18 protein-coding genes are annotated in these 16,550 nt (G+C 66.2%); 15 read left to right on the top strand and 3 right to left on the bottom strand.

Features of this window, described 5'->3' with window-relative positions:
• Window positions 1–7 precede the first annotated feature (7 nt).
• The 10 genes from rpsE to rplQ all read left to right on the top strand — a co-directional run bounded on the left by rpsE (window position 8) and on the right by rplQ (window position 5,685).
• Window positions 8–508: a 30S ribosomal protein S5 gene (rpsE, locus tag DIS04_RS08540; protein WP_111413348.1), complete on the top strand. Its 501-nt coding sequence runs from the start codon at window positions 8–10 to the stop codon at window positions 506–508.
• A gap of 5 nt (window positions 509–513) precedes the next feature.
• Window positions 514–696: a 50S ribosomal protein L30 gene (gene rpmD, locus DIS04_RS08545; RefSeq protein ID WP_010626484.1), complete on the top strand. Its 183-nt coding sequence runs from the start codon at window positions 514–516 to the stop codon at window positions 694–696.
• A gap of 3 nt (window positions 697–699) precedes the next feature.
• Window positions 700–1,134 carry a 50S ribosomal protein L15 gene (gene rplO / locus DIS04_RS08550; RefSeq protein ID WP_111413349.1) on the top strand — a complete coding sequence of 145 codons (435 nt, stop codon included), beginning with the start codon at window positions 700–702 and terminating at the stop codon, window positions 1,132–1,134.
• Window positions 1,135–2,466: a preprotein translocase subunit SecY gene (secY, locus tag DIS04_RS08555; protein ID WP_111413350.1), complete on the top strand. Its 1,332-nt coding sequence runs from the start codon at window positions 1,135–1,137 to the stop codon at window positions 2,464–2,466.
• 52 nt (window positions 2,467–2,518) lie between these two features.
• Complete coding sequence (gene rpmJ / locus DIS04_RS08560) at window positions 2,519–2,632, top strand: 50S ribosomal protein L36 (RefSeq protein ID WP_009099023.1); 114 nt, start codon at window positions 2,519–2,521, stop codon at window positions 2,630–2,632.
• 121 nt (window positions 2,633–2,753) lie between these two features.
• The gene (gene rpsM / locus DIS04_RS08565) at window positions 2,754–3,110 is read left to right on the top strand and encodes a 30S ribosomal protein S13 (protein ID WP_010626487.1); all 357 of its coding nucleotides are present in this window, start codon (window positions 2,754–2,756) and stop codon (window positions 3,108–3,110) included.
• A gap of 39 nt (window positions 3,111–3,149) precedes the next feature.
• Entirely contained in the window at window positions 3,150–3,536 is a 387-nt protein-coding gene (gene rpsK, locus DIS04_RS08570) for a 30S ribosomal protein S11 (RefSeq protein WP_010626488.1), read from the top strand.
• 12 nt (window positions 3,537–3,548) lie between these two features.
• A complete protein-coding gene (rpsD, locus tag DIS04_RS08575) occupies window positions 3,549–4,169 on the top strand; it encodes a 30S ribosomal protein S4 (RefSeq protein ID WP_010626489.1) in 621 nt (206 codons plus the stop codon).
• A gap of 82 nt (window positions 4,170–4,251) precedes the next feature.
• Window positions 4,252–5,250: a DNA-directed RNA polymerase subunit alpha gene (locus tag DIS04_RS08580; RefSeq protein ID WP_111413351.1), complete on the top strand. Its 999-nt coding sequence runs from the start codon at window positions 4,252–4,254 to the stop codon at window positions 5,248–5,250.
• A gap of 39 nt (window positions 5,251–5,289) precedes the next feature.
• Complete coding sequence (gene rplQ, locus DIS04_RS08585) at window positions 5,290–5,685, top strand: 50S ribosomal protein L17 (RefSeq protein ID WP_111413352.1); 396 nt, start codon at window positions 5,290–5,292, stop codon at window positions 5,683–5,685.
• 152 nt (window positions 5,686–5,837) lie between these two features.
• On the opposite strand, the gene uvrA is transcribed toward rplQ, so the two are convergent.
• Window positions 5,838–8,699 carry an excinuclease ABC subunit UvrA gene (uvrA, locus tag DIS04_RS08590; protein ID WP_111413353.1) on the bottom strand — a complete coding sequence of 954 codons (2,862 nt, stop codon included), beginning with the start codon at window positions 8,697–8,699 and terminating at the stop codon, window positions 5,838–5,840.
• 164 nt (window positions 8,700–8,863) lie between these two features.
• Here uvrA and DIS04_RS08595 point away from each other — a divergent pair, with 164 nt between their 5' ends.
• The 4 genes from DIS04_RS08595 (at window position 8,864) to DIS04_RS08610 (ending at window position 12,604) form a co-directional block, all read left to right on the top strand.
• Window positions 8,864–10,252 (top strand): MFS transporter, encoded by a 1,389-nt coding sequence (locus DIS04_RS08595; RefSeq protein WP_111413354.1) that lies wholly within the window; start codon window positions 8,864–8,866, stop codon window positions 10,250–10,252.
• A gap of 72 nt (window positions 10,253–10,324) precedes the next feature.
• Window positions 10,325–10,921: a single-stranded DNA-binding protein gene (ssb, locus tag DIS04_RS08600; protein ID WP_111413355.1), complete on the top strand. Its 597-nt coding sequence runs from the start codon at window positions 10,325–10,327 to the stop codon at window positions 10,919–10,921.
• A gap of 34 nt (window positions 10,922–10,955) precedes the next feature.
• The gene (locus tag DIS04_RS08605) at window positions 10,956–11,849 is read left to right on the top strand and encodes a sugar nucleotide-binding protein (protein WP_111413356.1); all 894 of its coding nucleotides are present in this window, start codon (window positions 10,956–10,958) and stop codon (window positions 11,847–11,849) included.
• Complete coding sequence (locus DIS04_RS08610) at window positions 11,846–12,604, top strand: lysophospholipid acyltransferase family protein (RefSeq protein ID WP_111413357.1); 759 nt, start codon at window positions 11,846–11,848, stop codon at window positions 12,602–12,604. The genes DIS04_RS08605 and DIS04_RS08610 overlap by 4 nt, the downstream gene beginning before the upstream one ends.
• An 80-nt stretch (window positions 12,605–12,684) precedes the next feature.
• On the opposite strand, the gene fabB is transcribed toward DIS04_RS08610, so the two are convergent.
• Both fabB and fabA read right to left on the bottom strand, forming a co-directional pair.
• On the bottom strand, window positions 12,685–13,902 hold the full coding sequence (gene fabB / locus DIS04_RS08615) for a beta-ketoacyl-ACP synthase I (protein WP_111413358.1): 1,218 nt from the start codon (window positions 13,900–13,902) through the stop codon (window positions 12,685–12,687).
• A gap of 14 nt (window positions 13,903–13,916) precedes the next feature.
• The gene (fabA, locus tag DIS04_RS08620) at window positions 13,917–14,432 is read right to left on the bottom strand and encodes a 3-hydroxyacyl-[acyl-carrier-protein] dehydratase FabA (protein ID WP_111413359.1); all 516 of its coding nucleotides are present in this window, start codon (window positions 14,430–14,432) and stop codon (window positions 13,917–13,919) included.
• 246 nt (window positions 14,433–14,678) lie between these two features.
• Between fabA and DIS04_RS08625 the strand changes: the two genes are divergently transcribed.
• Window positions 14,679–16,541, top strand: a complete 1,863-nt coding sequence (locus DIS04_RS08625) for a putative bifunctional diguanylate cyclase/phosphodiesterase (protein ID WP_111413360.1) — start codon at window positions 14,679–14,681, stop codon at window positions 16,539–16,541.
• Window positions 16,542–16,550 lie beyond the last annotated feature (9 nt).

Consider the following 16,550-nt stretch of genomic DNA (forward strand, 5'->3'; position numbering starts at 1 on the left):
TTTTACGATGGCGAAGAACGAACAGAACACCGGCGACCTGCAGGAAAAGCTCGTGCAGGTCAACCGCGTCGCCAAGGTGGTCAAGGGTGGCCGAATCTTCGGTTTCACCGCCCTGACCGTCGTGGGCGACGGCAATGGTCGTGTCGGCTTCGGTCGCGGCAAGGCACGTGAAGTGCCGGTTGCGATCCAGAAGGCCATGGACCAGGCGCGCCGCAACATGGTCAAGGTGAGCCTCAAGGGCCACACCCTGCAGTACCCGGTCAAGGCCCGTCACGGTGCCTCCAAGGTGTACATGCAGCCGGCTTCCGAAGGTACCGGGATCATTGCCGGCGGCGCCATGCGCTCCGTGCTCGAACTGGCTGGCGTCCACGACGTCCTGGCCAAGTGCTACGGCTCCACCAATCCGGTCAACGTGGTGCGCGCGACCGTCAAGGGTCTCGCCTCCATGCAGTCGCCGGACGACATCGCCGCCAAGCGCGGTCTGTCTGTCGAAGCGATCACGGGGTAAATACCATGGCAGCCACACTCAAGGTTACCCAGATCCGTAGCACCATCGGCACGCTGCCCAAGCACAAGGCCACCATGAAGGGCCTGGGGCTGCGCCGCATCGGTCATACGGTCGAACTGGAAGACACCCCTGCCGTGCGCGGCATGATCCACAAGGTCAACTACCTTGTGCGGGTAGAGGGAGAGTAATCCATGAAACTCAACAGCCTGAGCCCGGCACCGGGCTCCAAGCATGGCGAGAAGCGCGTCGGCCGTGGCATCGGCTCCGGTCTGGGCAAGACCGGCGGCCGTGGCCACAAGGGTCAGAAGTCGCGCAGCGGCGGCAGCGTGAAGCCCGGCTTCGAGGGCGGCCAGATGCCGCTGCAGCGGCGTCTGCCCAAGTTCGGCTTCACCTCCATGAAGTCGCTGGTCTCCGAAGAGGTGCGCCTGAGCGAGCTGGCCAAGGTCGAGGGCGACGAAGTCACCCTGGAAACCCTGAAGCAGGCCAACGTGCTGAAGGATGCCACCCAGTTCGCGAAGATCATCCTTTCCGGCGACGTCAACAAGGCGGTCACCGTTCGCGGTCTCAAGGTCACCAAGGGTGCCCGGGCCGCGATCGAGGCCGCCGGTGGCAAGGTAGAGGACTAAATGGCCAAGTCAGGAAACATGCCGGCGATGGGCAGCGGTCTGAGTGAACTGTGGGCGCGTCTGCGCTTCGTGCTCCTCGCCATCGTGGTGTACCGTATCGGTGCCCATATTCCCGTACCCGGTATCAATCCTGACCAGCTTGCTGCCTTGTTCAGGGAGCAGCAGGGCACCATCCTGGGACTGTTCAACATGTTCTCGGGTGGTGCGCTGGAACGCATGAGCATCTTCGCCCTGGGCATCATGCCCTACATCTCGGCGTCGATCATCATGCAGCTGCTGACCGCGGTCTCGCCCCACCTCGAGCAGTTGAAGAAGGAGGGCGAGGCCGGCCGCCGCAAGATCAGCCAGTACACCCGCTACGGCACGGTGGTGCTGGCCCTGGTGCAGGCTACCGGCATGTCGGTGGGCCTGGCCGGCCAGGGTATCGCCTATACCGCTGACTTCAGCTTCTACTTCACTGCCATCGTGACCTTCGTGTCGGGGGCGGTGTTCCTGATGTGGCTGGGTGAGCAGATCACCGAGAAGGGTATCGGCAACGGTATCTCGCTGCTGATTTTCGCCGGTATCGTCGCCGGCCTGCCGGGTGCGGTGGGGCAGGCGTTCGAGCTGGCCCGCAACGAGGGCGCGTGGAACGTGCTGCCGCTGCTGGCCCTCTCCGTGCTGGGCGTGGCGACCGTGGCCTTCGTGGTGTTCATCGAGCGCGGCCAGCGTCGCATCACGGTGAACTATCCGCGGCGCCAGGTCGGTAACAAGATGTATGCCGGGCAGAGCAGCTATCTGCCGCTGAAGGTGAACATGGCGGGGGTCATCCCGCCGATCTTCGCCTCCAGCATCCTGCTGTTCCCCGCCTCCATCGGCCAGTGGGTCGGGGCCGGCGACGGCATGGAGTGGCTGCAGCGTGCATCCCAGGCCCTCGGCCCGGGGCAGCCGCTGTACATCTTGCTTTTCGCGGCGGCGGTGGTATTCTTCTGCTTCTTTTACACAGCGCTGGTCTTCAACCCCAAGGATGTCGCTGACAACCTCAAGAAGTCAGGGGCCTTCCTCCCGGGTATTCGTCCTGGCGAGCAGACCGCTCGCTATGTCGACAAGGTCATGACCCGTCTGACCCTGTTCGGTGCCCTGTACATCACTGCGGTTTCCCTGATGCCCCAGTTCCTGATCGTGGCCTGGAACGTGCCGTTCTTCTTCGGCGGTACCTCGCTGCTGATCGTGGTTGTGGTCATCATGGACTTCATGGCCCAGGTGCAGTCGCACCTCATGTCGCACCAGTACGAGTCGGTGATGAAGAAGTCCAACCTGAAAGGCTATGGCAGCGGCGGCATCATGCGCTGAGCTGCGCTGCCGGTGAGCTGGCGCGCCGCGTGCCGATTTTGGAGAAGGAACGATGAAAGTTCGAGCTTCCGTCAAGAAGATGTGCCGCAACTGCAAGATCATTCGGCGCAATGGCGCGGTCCGCGTCATCTGCATCGAGCCGCGGCACAAGCAGCGCCAGGGTTGATCCTGGCGGCTGAAGAAAGCGGTGCCGGCATACCCCTTGCCCGAAGGTGGGTAAAGGGGTATGCTGTTGCGCCTTTTGTAGCAACTAATCGAGCAAGCCGCTCAAATTTCGGAGAAAGCTGATGGCCCGTATTGCAGGCGTCAATATCCCGGACAACAAGCATGCGGCGATCTCGCTGACCTATATCTTCGGGATTGGCCGTACGCGTGCGCAGGAAATCTGTGCCGCGACCGGCATCGCGCCGACCACCAAGATCCAGGAGCTCTCCTCTGAGGAGGTCGATGCCCTGCGTGCCGAGGTTGGCAAGTACACCGTGGAAGGCGACCTTCGTCGTGATGTGACGCTGAACATCAAGCGTCTCATGGACCTGGGTTGCTATCGTGGTCTGCGTCATCGTCGTAGTCTTCCGCTGCGTGGTCAGCGGACCAAGACTAACGCACGTACCCGCAAGGGTCCGCGTAAGCCGATCCGCAAGTAACACGCACGTTCTGGCGTAAAGACAGGAATAGACATCAACATGGCTAACCCGCGTAGCAACCGTAAAAAGGTTAAAAAGCAGGTAGTGGACGCCGTCGCGCACATCCACGCCTCTTTTAACAACACGATCGTGACGATCACAGACCGCCAGGGCAACGCTCTCTCCTGGGCAACTGCCGGTGGTTCGGGTTTTCGTGGTTCTCGCAAGAGCACCCCGTTCGCTGCTCAAGTGGCAAGCGAACGTGCAGCGACCGCTGCAGCCGAGTATGGTGTGAAAAACGTCGACGTGCTGGTCAAGGGCCCCGGTCCTGGCCGTGAATCCGCCGTGCGCGCGCTGAGCGCCGCCGGCTTCCGCGTGCAGAGCATCACTGACGCGACGCCCATTCCCCACAATGGCTGCCGTCCGCCGAAGAAACGCCGCGTTTAAGGAGACAGATTCATGGCTCGTTATATTGGACCGAAGTGCAAACTGTCTCGTCGTGAGGGCACCGACCTCTTCCTCAAGAGCGGTGTGACTCCCTTCGAGAAGAAGTGCAAATCCGAGCAGATCCCGGGTGTGCACGGCCAGCGCCGTCAGCGTCTTTCCGACTACGGCTTGCAGCTTCGCGAGAAGCAGAAAGTGCGTCGTATCTACGGCGTGCTCGAGAAGCAGTTCCGCAGCTACTACAAGGAGGCCGCCCGTCGCTCCGGCGCCACCGGCGAAGTCCTGCTGCAGCTGCTCGAATCCCGACTGGACAACGTCGTCTACCGCATGGGCTTCGGTTCCACCCGTTCCGAGGCGCGCCAGCTGGTGAGCCACAAGGCGATCGCGGTCAACGGCCGCACCGTCAATGTGGCTTCCTATCAGGTCAAGCCCGGCGACGTGGTTTCCGTTCGCGAGAAGGCGAAGAACCAGGCGCGCATCCAGAGTGCACTTTCCATCGCTGCCAACCGTGGCGACGTCGCCTGGATCGAGGTGGACGCGAAGAAGATGGAAGGCACCTTCAAGGCTATCCCGGAACGCGGCGACCTGTCGGCCGACATCAACGAAAACCTGATCGTCGAGCTGTACTCGAAGTAAGCGTCGCTGATCGCGTCGTGCCGGCCCAACCGGGCCGGCAACGAGTACCGAGTAACCGTTAGGCAGCCTCAAAGGTGTAGTTATGCAGCGTTCAGTGACAGAGTTTCTCCGTCCGCGCGATATCAAGGTCGAAGAGATCAGCGCGCATCACGCGAAGATCGTGCTCGAGCCGTTCGAGCGTGGCTTTGGCCATACCCTGGGCAATGCGCTGCGTCGCATTCTGCTCTCGTCCATGCCTGGCTGTGCCGTGGTGGAAGTCGAGATCACGGGTGTCGAGCATGAGTACAGCGCAATCGAGGGTGTTCAGGAAGACGTCATCGAGATTCTCCTGAACCTCAAGGACGTGGCCATCCGCATGCACAGTCGCGACGAGGCGATGCTCTCGCTGAACAAGCAGGGCCCGGCCGTGGTGACCGCGGGCGACATCGTCCTCGATCATGATGTCGAGATCGTCAACCCGGATCACATCATTGCCCACGTCAACGAGGGTGCCGAGCTCAAGATGCAGCTCAAGGTCGCTCGTGGACGTGGCTATGAGCCGGCGGACGCCCGTGTCGGCGCCGACGACGAGTCGCGTGCCATCGGTCGCCTGCAGCTGGATGCCACCTTCAGCCCCGTGCGCCGCGTTTCGTATGCCGTCGATGCCGCGCGTGTCGAGCAGCGTACCGACCTCGACAAGCTGATCATCGACCTGGAGACCGACGGCACCCTGGATCCCGAGGAGGCGATCCGTCGCAGCGCGACCATCCTGCAGGAGCAGCTGGCCGCGTTCGTCGACCTGGAAGCCGACAAGGAGCAGGAGGTCGTGGAGGAGGAGGATCACGTCGATCCGATCCTGCTGCGTCCCGTAGACGATCTCGAGTTGACCGTCCGCAGTGCCAACTGCCTGAAGGCCGAGAACATCTACTACATCGGCGATCTGATTCAGCGTACCGAAGTCGAGCTGCTGAAGACGCCGAACCTCGGCAAGAAGTCTTTGAACGAAATCAAGGACGTGTTGGCTGCTCGCGGCCTTTCCCTCGGCATGCGGCTGGAGAACTGGCCGCCGGCGAGCCTGAAGGACGACAAGGCCTCCGCGTGAGCGTCGACTCGAGTCCCAGTTTGGTAAGGAATTGCAACCATGCGTCATCGTAAGAGTGGTCGTCACCTGAATCGTACCAGCTCGCACCGCCAGGCCATGTTCAAGAACATGAGCGTGTCGCTGATCGAGCACGAAGTGATCAAGACAACCCTGCCCAAGGCCAAAGAGCTGCGTCGCGTCATCGAGCCGCTGATCACCCTGGCCAAGCAGGACAGCGTCGCCAATCGTCGTCTGGCCTTCAGCCGTACCCGTTCCAAGGAAGCGGTCGGCAAGCTCTTCAACGAGCTGGGTCCGCGTTACGCCGAGCGTCCGGGTGGCTACGTCCGGATCCTCAAGTGCGGCTTCCGCACCGGCGACAACGCCCCCATGGCCTTCGTCGAACTCGTCGACCGCCCGGTCGTCGAGGAGGCCGAGGAAGCCGCCACCGAGGAGTGATCCCCGGCAGCGGGCCCGGCCCGGCAGTGCTGTAGCAAGACGAAAAACCCGGCTTCTCGAAGCCGGGTTTTTTTGGCTGGCCTGTCAGCTGCGGCTTGCCCGAGGCCCCGCCCCGGCGCCGCTGACAACCAAATGGCTATTTGGTCCTATAGTTATTTGGAGGTTGCCGGCTCGGCCTTCTGGCTCTTGGCCCGCTCCAGCAGCGGTCGGAGGAAGCGTCCGGTGTGAGAAACCTCCATCTCGGCAACCCGCTCGGGCGTGCCCTCGGCGATGATGCGTCCACCGCCGGAGCCGCCCTCGGGGCCGAGGTCGACGATCCAGTCGGCGGTCTTGATCACGTCGAGGTTGTGCTCGATCACCACGATGGTGTTGCCGTGGTCGCGCAGGCGATGCAGCACGACGAGCAGTTGGCGGATGTCCTCGAAGTGCAGCCCGGTGGTGGGCTCGTCGAGTATGTAGAGCGTCTTGCCGGTGTCGCGCTTGGCCAGTTCGCGGGCCAGCTTGACGCGCTGGGCCTCGCCACCGGAGAGGGTGGTGGCGCTCTGGCCGAGGCGGATGTAGGAGAGTCCGACGTCGAGCAGCGTCTGCAGGCGGCGGGCGATGGCCGGCACCGGGCTGAAGAACTCAAGCGCCTCTTCGACAGTCATCTCGAGCACTTCGTCGATGCTCTTGCCCTTGTACTGGATCTCCAGCGTCTCGCGGTTGTAGCGCTTGCCCTTGCACACGTCGCAGGGCACGTAGATGTCGGGCAGGAAGTGCATCTCGACCTTGATCATCCCCTCGCCCTGGCACGCCTCGCAGCGTCCGCCCTTGACGTTGAAGCTAAAGCGCCCCGGCTTGTAGCCCCGCGAGCGGGCCTCCTGGGTGCCGGCGAAGAGCTCGCGGATCGGCGTGAAGATGCCGGTGTAGGTGGCCGGGTTTGAGCGCGGCGTACGACCTATGGGGCTCTGGTCGATATCGATCACCTTGTCGAGCTGGTCGAGCCCCTCGATGGTGTCGTAGGGCGCCGGGGTCAGGGTGGTGGCGTGATTCAGCTCGCGGGCGGCGATCGGCATCAGCGTCGAGTTGATCAGCGTCGACTTGCCCGAGCCGGAGACGCCGGTGACGCAGATGAACAGCCCCAGCGGCAGCGTCAGGCTGACGTCGTGCAGGTTGTTGCCGCGTGCGCCGGTAAGCACGAGCCGCTTCTCGGGGTTGCCCGGGATGCGCCACCTGGGCACCTCGATGCGGCGCCTGCCGGAGAGGTACTGCCCGGTCAGCGAATCGTGATTGGCCATGACGTGCTCCGGCGTGCCCTGGGCGACGATGCGGCCGCCGTGGACGCCGGCACCGGGACCGATGTCGAGCACGTGGTCGGCGGCGCGGATGGCGTCCTCGTCGTGTTCCACCACGATCACGGTGTTGCCCAGGTCGCGAAGGTGGATCAGCGTCTTCAGCAGGCGGTCGTTGTCACGCTGATGCAGGCCGATGGAGGGTTCGTCGAGGATGTACATCACCCCCACCAGCCCGGCACCGATCTGGCTCGCCAGGCGGATGCGCTGGGCTTCGCCGCCGGAGAGCGTCTCGGCGCTGCGCTCGAGGTTGAGATAGTCGAGACCGACGTTGACCAGGAACTCCAGGCGCGCGTGGATCTCGTTGATCACCTTCTGGGCGATCTCGCCCTTGCGCCCGGGCAGGGTCAGGCGCTGGAAATAGTCCCACGCCTCGCCGATCGGCAGCTGCACGAGCTGCGGCAGCGTATGCTCGTCGACGAAGACGTGGCGGGCCTCCTTGCGCAGGCGGGTGCCGTGGCAGGAGGGGCAGGCGCGGTCGGCGATGTAGCGCGCCAGCTCCTCGCGCACCATGCTCGACTCGGTCTCGCGGTAGCGCCGCTGGAGATTGGGCAGTACCCCCTCGAAGGGGTGCTCGCGGGTCACCCGGCGGCCGCGGTCGTTGACGTAGCTGAAGGCGATCTCGTCGTCGCCGCTGCCGTAGAGAATGATCTCCTTCTCGTGGCGGGCGAGCTCCTGCCACGGCGTCTCCAGCGTGAAGCGGTAGTGCTCGGCCACCGCCTGCAGCTGGCTGAAATAATAGACGCTGCGTCGGTCCCAGCCCTTGATCACCCCCTCGGCCAGCGACAGCTCCGGGTGGCTGATCAGCTTGTCGGGATCGAAGACCTGCTGGACGCCGAGGCCGTCGCAGGTGGGGCAGGCACCGGCGGGGTTGTTGAACGAGAACATCCGCGGCTCGAGCTCGGCGATGGCGTAGCCGCACACCGGGCAGGCGAAGCGCGCGGAGAAGGTGATGTCCTCGGCCTCGCCGTCCATGAAGTGGACCACGGCGATGCCGTCGGCCAGGTTGAGGGCGGTCTCGAACGACTCCGCCAGGCGCTGGGCCAGCCCGTCACGTACCTTGATGCGATCCACCACCACGCTGATGTCGTGCTTCTTGTTCTTGTCCAGCGGGGCGATGTCGTCGAGCTCCAGCGCCTGGCCGTTGACCATCACGCGCACGAAGCCCTGGGCGCGCAGCTCGGCGAGCAGCTGCAGGTGCTCGCCCTTGCGCCCCTTGACCACCGGGGCCAGCAGCATCAACTTGCTGCCCTCGGGCAGGGCGAGCACCTGGTCGACCATCTGCGAGATGGTGCTGGCCTCGAGGTCTTCGCCGTGCTCGGGACAGCGCGGCGTGCCGGCGCGGGCGAACAGCAGGCGCAGGTAGTCGTAGATCTCGGTGATGGTGCCGACCGTGGAGCGCGGGTTGTGGGAGGTGGACTTCTGTTCGATGGAGATGGCCGGCGAGAGCCCCTCGATGTGGTCGACGTCGGGCTTCTCCATCATCGACAGGAACTGGCGGGCGTAGGTGGAGAGCGACTCCACGTAGCGCCGCTGGCCCTCGGCGTAGAGGGTGTCGAAGGCCAGCGACGACTTGCCCGAGCCGGAAAGCCCGGTCACCACGATCAGGCTGTCGCGGGGCAGTTCGACGTCGATCTGCTTGAGGTTGTGGGTGCGGGCACCCCTGACCACGATCCTGTCCATTCACACCTCATGGCGCTCGGCAAAACCTCGATTATACGCGCGCGGCCGACGACGCGCCAAAGCGCCGCCGGCGCGAACGTTTCCTGCGCGGGCGGGAATCGTTAGAATGGTCGGCTCATCGAGAGGGCCGCGGCCCGCCTACCCATGGAAGCGTGTCATTCCCTATGCGCAAGGTCTCTGGACTGCTGCTAGCCTCCGAACGGCGAGCCATCACCGGCCTGGCCGGCCTCTATGCCACGCGCATGCTGGGGCTGTTCATGGTGCTGCCGGTGCTGGCGCTGTATGCCGACGAGCTGGATGGCGCCACGCCGCTGCTGGTGGGCCTGGCATTGGGCGTCTACGGCCTGACCCAGGCGGTGCTGCAGATCCCCTTCGGCCTGCTCTCCGATCGCCTCGGGCGCAAGCCGGTGATCGCCGGCGGCCTGCTGCTGTTCCTGCTCGGCAGCGTGGTGGCGGCGTCCGCCGACAGCATCGGCGGCGTGATCCTGGGGCGCTGCCTGCAGGGCAGCGGTGCCGTGGCCGCGGCGATCATGGCGCTGCTTGCCGACCAGACCCGCGAGCAGGTGCGTACCGCCGCCATGGCCACCATCGGCCTCTCCATCGGCGTGGCGTTCGCCGTGGCCATGGTGGTCGGCCCCTGGCTGGCGTCGGCGTTCGGCCTCGCCTCGGTCTTCTGGTTCACCGCCCTGCTCGCCGGACTGGGGCTGCTGGTGCTGTGGAAGCTGGTGCCGCCCGCCCCGCGGCGGTTGCGCCATCGCGATGTCGGCATCGATCGCCGGCAGCTGGCGGCGACCCTCACCCGTGCCGACCTGTGGCGGCTTGATCTGTCGATCTTCGCCCTGCACCTGGTGCTGATGGCGATCTTCGTCGCCGTGCCGTTCCGCCTGGTCGAGGCGGGCATCGCGGCGGAACGCCATGGCCTGGCCTACCTCGCCATCATGGCGCTGGCCTTCGTCGGCATGGTGCCGCTGGTGGTGATCGCCGAGAAGCGCCAGCGCATGAAGGGCATGAGCCTCACCGCCATCGCGGCCATCGCCGTCAGCCTGGCCGGCCTGGCCGGATTCGGCGGCGGCTGGGGGCTGTTCGCCTGGCTGCTGCTGTTCTTCGTCGCCTTCAACCTGCTCGAGGCGATGCTGCCCTCGATGCTCAGCAAGCTGGCGCCGGCGGGGGCCAAGGGTACGGCGATGGGCGTCTATTCGACCAGCCAGTTCCTCGGCGCCTTCCTCGGCGGCATGCTGGGGGGCTTCCTGGCGCAGCACTGGGGACTGTCCGCGGTCTTCATCGGCAGCGCCGCGCTGGCCGGGCTCTGGTGGCTGCTGATGCTGAGGATGCCGGCCCCACCGCACCTGTCGAGCGAAGTGGTGGCCCTGGACGACGACCAGCACGAGGACACGCTAGACACGTTGATGGCGAGTTTCGCCGAGGTGGCCGGTGTCGAAGACGTACTGGTCGTGCCGGAGGAGCGAGTCGCGTATCTTAAGGTGGACCGGCGGCGCCTCGACGAGGATGCGCTGGCGCGCCTGATCCGCTCGAACCGCCACGGCGGCGGTTAACCTGCTCGGCAGGTGCCGGCCAGCCTGGCCGGCTCATTACAATGCACCTATTCATTACAGAGGGAGTCCAGCATGGCCCGTGGCGTCAACAAGGTCATTCTCATCGGCAACCTGGGGCAGGATCCCGAGGTTCGCTTCATGCCGTCCGGCAGCCCGGTCGCCAACCTGCGCGTCGCGACCACCGACACCTGGACCGACAAGCAGAGCGGTCAGCGTCAGGAGCGGACCGAGTGGCACTCGGTGGTGCTGTTCAACCGCCTGGCCGAGATCGCCCAGCAGTACCTGAAGAAGGGCTCGCGAGTCTACTTGGAGGGGCGCCTGCAGACGCGCAAGTGGCAGGGCCAGGACGGCCAGGATCGCTACACCACCGAGATCGTCTGCAACGACATGCAGATGCTCGATTCCCGCAGCGGCGACTTCGGCGGCCAGCCCGCTGCGAGCATGCCCCAGCAGCAGGGCGGTTATGGCGCCCAGCCGCAGGGCGGCTACGGCAACGCCCCCCAGCAGCAGGGCGGCTACGCGAGCGGCCAGCCCCAGCAGCAGCGTCCGGCGCCGGGTAGCCAGCCCCAGCAGGGCGGTCAGCCCCAGCAGGGTGGCCAGAAGCAGAACGGCTACGGCGCCCCCGACCCCGGCAGCTTCGACGATTTCGACGACGAGATCCCGTTCTGACCTCGCCCGATAGAGGGCTGCCGGAGAGTATGGCGTGAAGCTGTTGGTTCTGGATGCCGGCCACTGCCTCAATCTGGCATTGGCCAGGCTGGTGCACCGTCGCAGTGATACCGAGCTCGTCATCGAGCCCGGACTGAAAGTCGATGCGGCCATGTTGCGTGAGCTGGCGCCGGCGGCGGTGATCATCCCGCCCCTGGCGGCGCCGATGGAGATCGAACCCGCCGCGGTGGTCGCGCACGGCGAGGGCGTCGACGCCTGCCTGGCGGCGTGTCGCGAGACCGACACGCCGCTGGTGTGGTGCGTCTCCGACCAGCTCTACCAGGACGGTTTCGAGACGCCCATCGACGAGCACGTGATACCGGCACCGCGTGACGAGAGCCTCAGGCGACTGATCGCCATCGGCGATCGCATTCGCCAGAGCCACCCGCACCACCTGATCGTGCGCCTGGGGCCGCTGTTCGCCCTCGAGGGAGGGCACGCCTGGCTCAGCGGCGTGATCGACAGCCTGGTGGCCGGGGAGGAGGTGCGCGCGGCCCAGGACGTGATCCTGTGCCCGACGTCGGCGGACGCCGTGGCCATGGCCCTGGTCGGTATGCTGCACCAGCTCGCGTGCGGATCGAGCGCCTGGGGCGCCTACCACCTGGCGGGGACGGAGCCGGTCAGCGCCTACACCTTCACCTCCATGGTGCGCACCCAGCTCTCGACCCGCCTGGAGGGGCTGGGCGAGCGGGTCACGCTGGGCGAGGTCAAGGCGCTCAAGCATCACCACGACCAGCCGCTGCGGCGGGTGCTCAACTGTCGGCGGGTGCTGGAGGCCTTCGGCGTGCACCAGAAGCCGTGGCGGCTGGAAGTCGGACGCCTGCTCGACGAGTGGTGCCAGGCGCGGCGTCCCCCGCCGGTCGATGAAGCGAGCGGCCCGTCCTCATGAACGTCCTGCGCAGCCTGCTGTTCTACGTCGGGTACTTCCTCGCCATCTTCGTCTTCGGCGCGCTGCTGCTGCCCGTGGCCCCGCTGCTGGCGCTGCCGTCACGCTATCGCCTGCTCAATCTCTACAATCACTTCATTACCGCCTGGTTTCGCTGGACCTGCGGGGTGACCTACCGGGTCCGCGGCCGGGAGCATCTGCCGCCGGGGCCCTGCGTGATCCTCGCCAACCACCAGTGCGAGTGGGAAACCATCTTCCTGCAGATCCTCAAGCCGCCGGTCTGCACCGTGCTCAAGCAGGAGCTGTTGCGCATTCCCGTGTTCGGCTGGGGGCTGCGCCTGCTGCACCCCATTGCGCTCGACCGCTCGAAGCCGGCCCGGGCCATGCGGCAGGTGCTGACCCAGGGCGTGACGCGGCTGCAGGAGGGGCTGTCGGTGCTGATCTTTCCCGAGGGCACCCGGGTGGAACCGGGCCAGCGTCGGCGCTACAACAAGAGCGGCGCCGTCATCGCCTGCCGCGCCGGCGTGCCGGTGCTGCCGGTGGCACACAACGCCGGTGAGCGCTGGCCGGGGCGCCACTGGGTGAAGAACCCGGGGGTGCTCAATGTGGTGGTGGGGGAGCCGATCGAGACACGCGGACGCACGCCGGAGGAGGTGCTGGTGGAGGTCGAGGCGTGGATCGAGGCGCGCCTCGCCGAGATCTCGGAGGTTCCGCGCCCGGCGGATGCCAAGCCCGCGGTGGGGGCGAGCCCGGGCTAGCGGCGGGCCGGATGTCAGCGCAAGACGCAGAAGGCGCCCCAGCGGGCGCCTTCTGCATTGGCGAGCAGGCCCGGACGTGACTAGTCGCGATAGCGCTGCAGCACCAGGCAGGCGTTGGTGCCGCCGAAGCCGAAGCTGTTGGAAAGGATGCGGTCGAGGCTGACCCCATCGCGCATGCGGGTGACGATGTCGAAGCCGGCGGCCTGGTCGTCGAGCTCCTCGACGTTGGCCGAGGCGGCGATGAAGCCGTGCTCCATCATCAGCAGCGAGTAGATCGTCTCCTGCACGCCGGTAGCCCCCAGCGAGTGGCCGGTGAGCGACTTGGTGGAGCTCATCGGCGGCGTGGTGTCGCCGAACACCTCGCGGATCGCCTTGAGCTCGGCGACATCGCCTACCGGTGTGGAGGTGCCGTGGGTATTGATGTAGTCGATCTGGCCGTCGACCGTGGCCATGGCCTGGCGCATGCAGCGCATGGCGCCTTCGCCCGAGGGAGCGACCATGTCATGGCCGTCGGAGGTGGCGCCGTAGCCGACCAGTTCGGCGTAGATCCTGGCCCCGCGGGCCTTGGCGTGCTCGAGCTCCTCGAGTACCAGCATGCCGCCGCCACCGGCGATGACGAAGCCGTCGCGGGCCTTGTCATAGGGGCGCGAGGCCTTCTCGGGGCTCTCGTTGTACTGCGTCGTCAGGGCCCCCATGGCATCGAACAGGCACGACAGGGTCCAGTGCTCCTCCTCGCCGCCGCCGGCGAAGACGACATCCTGCTTGCCCATCTGGATCTGCTCCATGGCATTGCCGATGCAGTGGGCGGACGTGGCGCAGGCGGAGGAGATGGAGTAGTTGACGCCCTTGATCTTGAACGGCGTGGCCAGGCACGCCGAGACGGTGCTGCCCATGGTGCGGGTGACCCGGTAGGGACCGACCCGGCGCAGCCCCTTCTCGCGCATGACGTCGGCGGCCTCGACCTGGTTGGCGCTGGAAGCGCCGCCGGAGCCGGCGATCAGGCCGGTACGCTCGCTGGAGACCTGTTCGGGGGTGAGCCCCGCATCCTCGATGGCCTGGGCCATGCTGACGTAGGCATAGGCCGCGGCGTCGCCCATGAAGCGGCGCAGCTTGCGGTCAATCAGGGCATCGAGGTCGATATCCACGACCCCGGCGACCTGGCTGCGAAAGCCGCGCTCGGCGTATTCCTCCTTGAAGCGAATGCCCGAGCGCCCGTTCCGGAGCGCTTCGACGACCGTTTGTGCGTCGTTGCCCAAGCAGGACACGATGCCCAGGCCGGTGACTACCACTCGTCGCATGGGAGCCTCCTGTTTCAGAAATTCGCGGTAGAGGTGAACAGGCCGACCCGCAGGTCGTTGGCCTGGTAGATATCGCGGCCATCGACCGATACGGTGCCGTCGGCGATGCCCAGAATCAGGCGCCTTGTGATGATGCGCTTGACGTTGATGTGATATTTGACCGTGCTGGCCTCGGGCAGGATCTGGCCGGTGAACTTCACCTCGCCGCAGCCCAGGGCGCGGCCGCGGCCGGGATGGCCCAGCCAGCCCAGGTAGAAGCCCACCAGCTGCCACATGGCGTCGAGACCCAGGCAGCCGGGCATGACCGGGTCGCCGGGGAAGTGGCAGTCGAAGAACCACAGGTCGGGGTGGATATCCAGCTCGGCGATCAGCTCGCCCTTGTTGAACTGGCCGCCCTCTTCATGGATGCGCGTGATGCGGTCGAGCATCAGCATGTTGGGGGCCGGCAGCTGTGCGTTGCCGGGGCCGAATAGTTCGCCGCGGCTACACGCGAGCAGTTCTTCGCGTTCGAAAGAGTGTTGCTTGGTCACTGAGTCGTTCCGAGTCGCAGTTGTAGGTGGCCCTTCCGCAGGCAAGGCGGAGGCAGCATGGCACAGAGGCCAGCCCGCCGGGCGGCCCTGCCTAGTCTACTGGCCGAGGCCCGCGATTGCACGCCGGGCATGACGAGGCGGACGCCAGCGATTAAAGTGTCGGCGCCAAGTGTCGATACTCTAGGTAGGGTCGATGCACAGCATGGGCGCAACTTTACTCTCACCTCCGTTACCTCGGGACCTCTCATGCGGCCATCCTTCGCATTGAACCGCCCCCTGACCTGGGCTGCCATGGCAGCGCTGCCGGCCTGCATCTGGCTGCCCAGCCCCGGGTTGCGCATGGCCGCTGTCGTCATCGTCGCGGTGGGGCTGGTCGCGACCTGGCGGCAGGTGAAGCACGACCGCCAGCACGCCGATCTCATGCAGCAGGCGCTGATGCTCTCCGAGGAGGGGGTGCAGATCACCGATGCCGAGAACCGCATCCTGGCCGTCAACCCGGCCTTCACCCGCATCACCGGCTTCACCGAGGAGGAGGTTCGAGGCCTCAACGCCGCCAACCTGGCCGCGGCGCGTCACGACCCGGCGTTCTTCAAGCGCTTCTGGCAGACCCTCCACAGCAAGGGGCGTTGGGAGGGCGAGATCTGGAACCGGCGCAAGCAGGGCGACGAGTTCCCCGAGTGGCTGCGCGTCAAGGCGGTCCTGGACTCGCGCGGGCAGATCACCCACTACGTCGGTACCTTTACCGACATCTCGGTGCACAAGGCGCGCGAACAGGACCTGCGGCGTATCGGCTTCGAGGACCCGCTCACCGGCTTGCCCAACCGCCGCCGCCTGCACGACCTGATGACATCGCGGCTGCGCCACCTGCGCGCCGGCGAGAGCCTCGACATGGCGATCGTCGACATCGATGGCTTCAAGTCGGTCAACGACAGCCTGGGCGTCGAGCAGGGCGATCGCTTGCTGGCGCGCTTCGGCCAGCGCCTGGCCCGCCACGTGGCGGGCGGCGTGGTGGGGCGGCTGGGGGGCGACGAGTTCCTGGTCATCCGCACCACCACCTTCGACGATCACGACAACTGGGTCGCCGGCCTGCGTCAGCACCTGGGCGAGCCCTTCGAACTGGGCAACAAGACCCTGCGCCTGGGGCTCTCGATCGGCAGCTGCCGGGCCCCCGAGGACGGCAACGAGTCCGGCGTGCTGTTCCAGCGCCTGGAGTCGGCGCTGTACGCGGCCAAGCGTCACGGGCGCAACGTCAGCCAGCGCTTCCGCCCGGCGCTGGATGTGCAGAATGCGCCCCACATGGCACTGGTCTACAGCCTGCGCGACGCCCTGGCCAACGGCGACCAGCTCGAACTGCACTACCAGACCCAGCACCGCATCATGGACGGTGCCGTGGTGGGCATGGAGGCGCTGCTGCGCTGGCGCCACCCGGAGCACGGCATGGTGTCGCCGGTCGACTTCATTCCACTGGCCGAGCGCCACGGGCTGATGGGTCCGCTCGGCAACTGGGTCATCGACGAGGCGCTGGCGCAGATGTCACGCTGGCACGACTTGGGCCTGCCCCGTCTGCCCGTGTGGATCAACATCTCGGCGATCCAGATGTTCCAGGGCGAGCTCGAGACGGCGCTCTCGGCGGGGCTGGCGAGACACGGCATCGAGCCTTCGCAGCTGGGCCTGGAACTGACCGAGTCGGTGCTGCTCGACGAGCGCGCCGGCGACATCGTGCCGCGGCTGCAGGCACTGCGCGCCAAGGGTCATCGCATCGCCATCGACGACTTCGGCATGGGCTATTCGTCGCTCAGCTACCTGAAGAACCTGCCGCTGGACAAGCTCAAGCTCGACCGCGCCTTCATCCGCTCGCTGCCCGACGATCCCGCCGATGCCGCCATCGTCAGCGCCGTGCTGGCCATGGCGAGGGGGCTGGGGCTGGATGTGGTCGCCGAGGGCGTGGAGACCCACGGCCAGCTCGACTTCCTGCAGCAGGCGGGGTGTCGGCTGGTGCAGGGCTATCTCTACGCGCGGCCGGGCCCGGCCGCGGTGATCGAAGCACAGTGGCAGGCGCTGACCTCGGACGCGTCGGGGCTGGCGCTGCGCGCCGAGCCGACGACCTAGCCGACCGTG

The organism is Billgrantia lactosivorans (assembly GCF_003254665.1).
Taxonomy (GTDB): Bacteria; Pseudomonadota; Gammaproteobacteria; order Pseudomonadales; family Halomonadaceae; genus Halomonas; species Halomonas lactosivorans.